General features: G+C 49.1%; 5 protein-coding genes. All 5 read right to left on the bottom strand.

The annotated features are described in order from the left end of the window. Positions 1-94: 94 nt before the first annotated feature. Positions 95-913 carry an SRPBCC family protein gene (locus ICL55_RS34745; RefSeq protein WP_188106642.1) on the bottom strand — a complete coding sequence of 273 codons (819 nt, stop codon included), beginning with the start codon at positions 911-913 and terminating at the stop codon, positions 95-97. A 64-nt stretch (positions 914-977) separates the two neighbouring features. Further along, complete coding sequence (locus tag ICL55_RS34740; RefSeq protein WP_188106640.1) at positions 978-2,234, bottom strand: FAD-dependent oxidoreductase; 1,257 nt, start codon at positions 2,232-2,234, stop codon at positions 978-980. A gap of 73 nt (positions 2,235-2,307) precedes the next feature. Next, positions 2,308-3,195 (bottom strand): outer membrane lipoprotein-sorting protein, encoded by an 888-nt coding sequence (locus ICL55_RS34735; protein WP_188106638.1) that lies wholly within the window; start codon positions 3,193-3,195, stop codon positions 2,308-2,310. Positions 3,196-3,253: 58 nt separating this feature from the next. Further along, a complete protein-coding gene (locus tag ICL55_RS34730) occupies positions 3,254-3,982 on the bottom strand; it encodes a DUF4386 domain-containing protein (protein ID WP_188106636.1) in 729 nt (242 codons plus the stop codon). Between the two features lie 51 nt (positions 3,983-4,033). Further along, positions 4,034-6,493, bottom strand: coding sequence for an efflux RND transporter permease subunit (locus ICL55_RS34725; protein ID WP_188106634.1), 2,460 nt, complete (start codon positions 6,491-6,493; stop codon positions 4,034-4,036). Positions 6,494-6,648 lie beyond the last annotated feature (155 nt).

Below are 6,648 nucleotides of genomic sequence, written 5' to 3'. Positions count from 1 at the left end.
ATAATCCGAATAGTGTTAAAGAGAAGATGAGTTCATCCGGGAACTGAAAACCATTCGCCGGCGGGAGCATGTGATGACAGTCGGGGTGTTGACGTTAGGCTTCTACTCGTTGTGCGATTGCCTCTTCGGGCAGGTCAACTTCCTGAATATAATCTACGCTGGCATTCAGGTATTTTTCTTTGTACAGGATTTTGGGCATCTTGGTAAATGCCATGGGCAACATCGCGGGAATGAGCCAGTTGGCCAGTGCATAAGGGAAATTCCCTCCCGGATCTACCGCGTCGTAAATGAATTCATATTCCACCCCTCCGCTTTCCAGTGGCGTATAGCGCCATCTGTTATGCATTTTGGTGATACGGAAAACTTTTTTGTTGAGCGGCAGTTTATCCGGCGCCGCCACAAAGTTAAACCGCATCTCCCGGGTATCAGGGTCCTGGCTGAATTCAGATTTCACCACAAACTCCCGGTGTTTAAAAGGCGGAAAAAGTTTCTGCTTGAAGGTGTAATACACCAGCCTGGGATCTGATCCGTCTAAGTAATAAGAATCAAACATGCCTACGTCCTCTGCGGCGTCCGGGTTACGCATCAGGGTGAGGATGCTGGCCAGTCTGGCCCAGAGCTTACCGGTCACTTTGATCTTTAACCAGGTTTCACCGGGCACCTTTAAGGTATGTACCGTTATCCCCTTCTTGCTGGAATGGAGTTTCCATTCGCCGGTGCCGGAATGTTTCCAGAGCACATGGCTTACGCTGAGAATGACTGTCACTAAAAATACTTCTGCCACTATCAGGTACCATGTGGGACCTTCCATAAATCTACCCCAGACAAAAGGCATGGCAACAGCCGCTACAAGGCATAGCAGTCTGATAGCTACCAAAAAACCATTGGGTTTGTTTTTACCTGCTTTTTCCATTTTTTTTGGATTTCATTTATAAAAAATCAAAACAGTTGATATCAAAATCGTTGTGAGGTGAGTACTATAGCGCTGCAGACAGGTGCCTGGCCAGACATACCAGCGTGAGCGTAGGTGTAACGCGGTCGGTATCGGGCAACACAGAGCCATCGCACACGTAGAGGTTATGATACTCGGTCTCCAGTTTTTCATCTACATGCTGCCGGATTTTTATAGTGCCCAGGGCACCACCGGATATGAGGCTGGTTTTAAAAATCCTTTTGGCGCCGGCATTTTTTAAAATTTCGTTGGCAGCAGCCACGCCTTTGTTCAACTTCTGAAAATCAGCATCCGTCAGCTTTTTATGAAAACGTCCCCTTTCGGTGAGTTCGCCGCCCACGGGCTCCTTCACTTTTACCGTAATGCCGATATGTTTCGGATAAGACGCTATGCGTAACGGTTTGGCAGAAACCAGCATGCCTACGTTAAAGAGGAAACGATGGAAATTGGCATCCATCAGCTCTATATCATCATCCATTTTAGCGCCCATGCAACCACAGAAATTCTCCGCCGAAGAAAGTCCGGACACAGCGCCCAACAGGCCGATACTGGGATTGATATAGAACCCGTTGTTCATCACATTCCTGATACCGCTGTCCCGCAGGATCAGCGGTGTCACCAGAGAACCGGCAGCCAGGATAATCTTGTCGCCATAGGCTTTCTGTATATCTTTTTTCTTACCGATAGTGTATTCCACGCCAATGGCCTTTTTGCTTTCATGGATTACCTTTGACACAACAGCGCGGTTCACCAGGGTTACTCCGTTGGCTAATGCCTCTTCCACAAAGGTCCTCGCCTTCCATTTCACTTCGTAGTAGTTCTTACTGTTGAACTTAGACTGGTCTACCAGCATCAGCTTTTTCTTCCAGTCGTACCCCAGTTGCCGGGCACTTTCTCCCAGCTTCTTCGCCTGCGCTCCGATGAACTCATCTGCTATTTCGGTAATGGGCAATTCTTCGCGGACCTGTTCAAAAGCATGGGTAAGATCGATGCCTAACTTCCGGAAAGCTTCAATAGGCGGCAGGTCGGCCACTGCGAGGTACATGGCCGTGGTGCCGCCGGTGGTGAAGGCGCGCAGGTCTTTCAGCTTATCGGTGACATGTACTTCGTTGGAAACTTTGGCATATCCTAAAAGAGATTCTTTCAGGGGTGCGTTCTCACCCCGTTCCAGCAGCAGCACCTTCCTGCCCTTTCTGCTTAGTTCCCGGGCAATGGTGGCGCCGCAGGTCCCGGAACCAACGATGATAGCATCATAATGCGCCCCTGTGTCAGAGTATTTCATAGATGTTACGCTTTAAAGTTTTCTATAGGTTTGTGATGAAACGGTTGATAAACAGGCCGGCGGCCTGTATGGCCTATTTCAGGCTACTACGGAATCGGGTCAGGTTCTTTTCCCGGAAAGAGAAATCTTCCAGCGACCGGGTGGTTAAAAATTCGTCGGGCACCTCCTTATCAAATGCTACGGACACAATGCTCATACTGCTCATGCGATGCGTAGTCATATTGTTGATCGTCAGTTTACGGGCCAGCCATACGTTATCTACCTTCTCTATATTGGACACTGCCACCTGTTTGTAGAGTTTCCCCTGGCTGTACAGGTTTTTCTTCAGGCTGATAAACCTCTCTTTATCTACCCAGGAAGTGGTTTTACTGTACTTCGATTTCTTTGCGCGCTCAGCATTGGGTGTGTATTCTATTACCCATACATCGCGGCCCTTATAATTTTCTTCCCCGGTGATCTGAAAGGTATACTCGTTGATCTTCAGGTCTTCCATGTCTTCCAGGGAGAATTCTGACCCGAAAAAGCTGCCGCTCTCGTCGTTGCTGTCACCGCCTGACGCCAGCCGCTTTACCTTACCCAGGGCGGGCAGGAACATCCAGCTGTCGTTATCTTTCCCTGCTTTACCGTATTCATACGTGAGCAGCCCTACCCCTTCTTCTTTCTTGGGTTCTATAATGATGGACACCGCACGGCTGTCCTGGCGGTCGTTTCCATAATTCTTGACAATGCTTTCCAGCACTTTGTTTCTGGGTTCATCGCTGCATACCATCTTATTATCTGCCACCGAGTATTTACAGGTAGACAGCTTAATACGCTGAATAGAAGAGGTAAATGATTCTTTGGTCGCCTTCTGCACTTTAATCATAATGTCTTTTGCTGAGAGAGCCGATTGCGCCTGGATGGTAAAGGGTATCCATAAAACACACAACGTGATGATGATAGCAACCTGATTTTTTCTCATGATGTACTTATTTAGATTAAAACAATGGGTTTGTGATGCGATTCCATGCAGACGGCCATCAGGCCATTTCCACCTTCACGCGCGAGGAGTACTTTACCCCCCTGAAGAGGAGCCAGAAAGCGAAAGACAGTTCACCCAAAGAGGAAAACAGCAGGAAAACGGAAGTCACGGTGGCAAGCATCGTGTTTTCCGGCAGTAGAAAATGATTGAAGCTTTCCAGCAGATGCCCCAGGCTACCGACCATCATCAGGATGCCCGGAATGCGTGGAAAGATGCCGGATTTAAAAATCAGGTATCCCAGCACCAGCAAATGCAACGCAAAGAATATGCTCCAGATATACTCCCCGTACTTGTGCGCCTTGATAAAGAGCATCACCAGCCCATTCACCTGTTCGGTGGTGAATGCAGCCAGATAGGCGCCGCCGCTCAGCAGCATCAGCACGATCAGATAGTTCAGGAGATTAATGCTCATAATAAATGTCATCGTAAACCGGTAAGCCGATGCTACCATGGCAAGTTTCCGGTTAACATGCCGGAGCAGTTGGTACAGGAGCACTGACAACACGACTTCGCACAGGAGGACCACCACATCACAGAAGAGGCTAAGACGGAACACACCGCCATAGGTCGTGATATTGCTGACAGTGGTGGCGGCATTACCATCCACAAAAAGCCGGGACGGCATATACAGGATACTGTAAATACCGCCGATAACGATAGCCAGATACAGGAGTCCTGCTGTTCTGGTCGTGGAGCGGCCGGGTAACTGATCAGAATGATTCTTCATTGAATTTTGCTGTTTATTGTATTGTAATAGGATTAGCCGGAAACAAATGATCTAGTTCTGCATAGCCATTTCGCTGTGCGGTTTGGATTTGTTTTTCTTCTGGAATTTGGGTTTAAATACCAGTATCAGGGCGGGCAATAAAAACAGGTCGCATAACAGGCCGGCGAAAATGGCGATGGAGCCTAATTTGCCTACCGTAGCCGTTCCTTCCATGGCGGAAAAAGACAGGATACCGAAGCCCAGCCCCAGGATCAGACTGGTGAACGTGGCTGCCTGTCCGGCTTCCTTGATGGTATGCAGCAAGGCGCCTTTGATATCTCCGTCTACCTTCACCCGGTCGCGGTAATGACTGATAAAGTGTACGGTATCATCTACCGATATACCCACCACTACCGGCAGCAGCAGGAGAATATCCACGTCTACCGACTTCCCCGTCAGCCCCAGCAGGCCCAGTGTCAGCATCGAAGGGATCAGGTTGGGAATGATCGCGATCATTCCTCCCTGCAGGGAACCGAACACGAAAATCAGTACAATCGTTACCGTTATCATCACCATGATGATGTCCTGCAATCCGCTACTGGCTACCACCTGCACAAAGCGCATATTCATGGGCAGTGCGCCGGTAATAGACACTTTCGTATCCGGGTATTGCTGCTTCAGCGCATTGACTGTTCCGGTAATATCTTTCTGCATCGCCTCATATACGTCCAGGTATTTGCTGGAACCAACGTTGTAGAGCTGCACAGAGATATGGGATTTACTATAATCGTCCGAAACCTGTTTCCTTCGATCTTCCGGGCTGGCCTGATTAAAGAGGAAGAGCGTCTGCGCTAAAGCCTGCGGATCAGCGGGAATACTGTACATCTCGTCCCGGTCTTCATTCAGTACTTTATTCGCTTTCTTCGCCACTTCCACCAGGGAAGCTGTTCTCACCACCACATCACGGTAATCGGTTTCGAACTTGCGTTGCAGCGCATCGATTTTATTCAGCACAAAAGGATTTTCAAAAGCACCTTCTTTGCCGAGGTCCAGGTAGATCTCCATATTCAGGCTTCCCATCATTTTTTTATCGATCACCTCTGCGGATTCCCTGTACGGGTTGCCTTCCACAAACTGGTTGGCGATATTGGTATCTACCCGGAGCATCGTGACACCGTAGATAGTAGCGCCCAGGACCAGCAGGAAGAAACAAATGATAAAGGCGGGACTTTTCTGTACAATGGATAATATGCCATCTAATCTGCGTTGCAGGAAAAGGGAGAAGTCGGGAATTAATTTCTTTACGGAGAAACCTTTCTTCTGCTGTCTCGCTTCCATACGCATGCCCGGTGCCCATGCATCGAGCATCAGGGGCAGCAGGAAAACCGTCATGATACAGGCGAAAGCCACACCGGCGGCCGACATGACGCCGAACACCTGAATACGGGGAATAGGAATAAAAAAGCAGGCCAACATACCGATGATGTTGGTGATGGCCGTCAGTACGATCGCTTTGTTAGTGGTCTGAAACACTTTCAGCACGGCAGCCTTGCGTTCATAGCCTTCATTGCGGAAAAACAGAAAGCCCGAAAGTATATGCGCCGCATCACAGACGCCGACGGTCAGCGTCAGCATAATGGTGAGCATCAGGAACACCGTCACTTCCACGCCCAGCCAGCCGGCCAGGCCCACCGTCCAGGCCGAGCTTACGATCACGATGATGAGCGGCCACACCACGGCGCTGAAGGAGCGGATAAAGAACCATAACAAGGCAGAAATAATCAGCAGCAGCCCCAGGTATATCGGTGCGGCCTCTTTTTCAATAACGGTCTGCTGTTCATAAGCCAGTGGCGCGTTGCCTACCGCATAGTATTGCAGGTGCGCTTTATACTCCGGCTTATTCAGAATGGCGTTGATGTCTTTCATCAAAGGAACCAGTTCACTTAAATCAGCCCTTTTGAAACGTACCCTTTCTTTCACCGCTTTGGTTTTGCCAAAGTTCTCCATGCTGTTTTCGTCCATCTCGAGCGGTTCATCTGGTGTTGCTGATGTAGCAGTATCCGCTGTGGCAGCCGATGCAGGTGTGGTTTCGTCCAGGCGTTCTGTCCCGAAATCCGTTTCAATGAGCATACCGCCATATTGCATATCCTTAGAGAAGAAAAGCAACGGAAACGATTGCTGGGTCTGCGCCAGCCGCCGGAGCTGTTCCGTTTCTGCGGGCGTGGCAGGCATGTTCGCGCCTACCAGCTTTTTAGATACCAGCACATCGCCTTCCGCAAATAAAACCGTGGCTTTCACAATGGTATTTACTTTGACGATATGCTTCATGGCGGAAGAATCGCTATGCTGCTTAGCGTTCAGCAGATCCTCCTGTATCTGTTTGATTACCTGTAAAGACTTAGTGGAAAACACATCTCCGTCGGCCGGTTTGTAAGCAATATATACGCCCTCGTTGCTGCCAAACTGGGCTTTAAACTCGTCGATCGCCACCAATACCGGATCGTCTTCCGGGAACCACCCTTCGATGGTCATATCAAATTTTGTTTTGGGTATTCCCAAAAGCGCAAATACGGTGATAGCCAGAAAGATTAGCCAGACGAACGGTCTTCTTTTCCGGACCATGGTCGTGACATTTTCAAGAAACGTTGCAATGGAGTTGGAGTGTTTGCCCATCTTTAAGTGTTATT

This window comes from Chitinophaga varians (assembly GCF_014529945.1).
Taxonomy (GTDB): Bacteria; Bacteroidota; Bacteroidia; order Chitinophagales; family Chitinophagaceae; genus Chitinophaga; species Chitinophaga varians.
Note: the sequence above shows the minus strand (reverse complement) of the source record. Positions and strands in the feature narration are given on the sequence as shown.

What these genes read in the sequence shown, in the direction of transcription:
- ICL55_RS34735 (WP_188106638.1), bottom strand. Translation starts at nt 3,195, where the DNA reads ATGAGAAAAAATCAGGTTGCTATCATCATCACGTTGTGTGTTTTATGG.
- ICL55_RS34725 (WP_188106634.1), bottom strand. Translation starts at nt 6,493, where the DNA reads ATGACCATCGAAGGGTGGTTCCCGGAAGACGATCCGGTATTGGTGGCG.
- ICL55_RS34730 (WP_188106636.1), bottom strand. Translation starts at nt 3,982, where the DNA reads ATGAAGAATCATTCTGATCAGTTACCCGGCCGCTCCACGACCAGAACA.
- ICL55_RS34740 (WP_188106640.1), bottom strand. Translation starts at nt 2,234, where the DNA reads ATGAAATACTCTGACACAGGGGCGCATTATGATGCTATCATCGTTGGT.
- ICL55_RS34745 (WP_188106642.1), bottom strand. Translation starts at nt 913, where the DNA reads ATGGAAAAAGCAGGTAAAAACAAACCCAATGGTTTTTTGGTAGCTATC.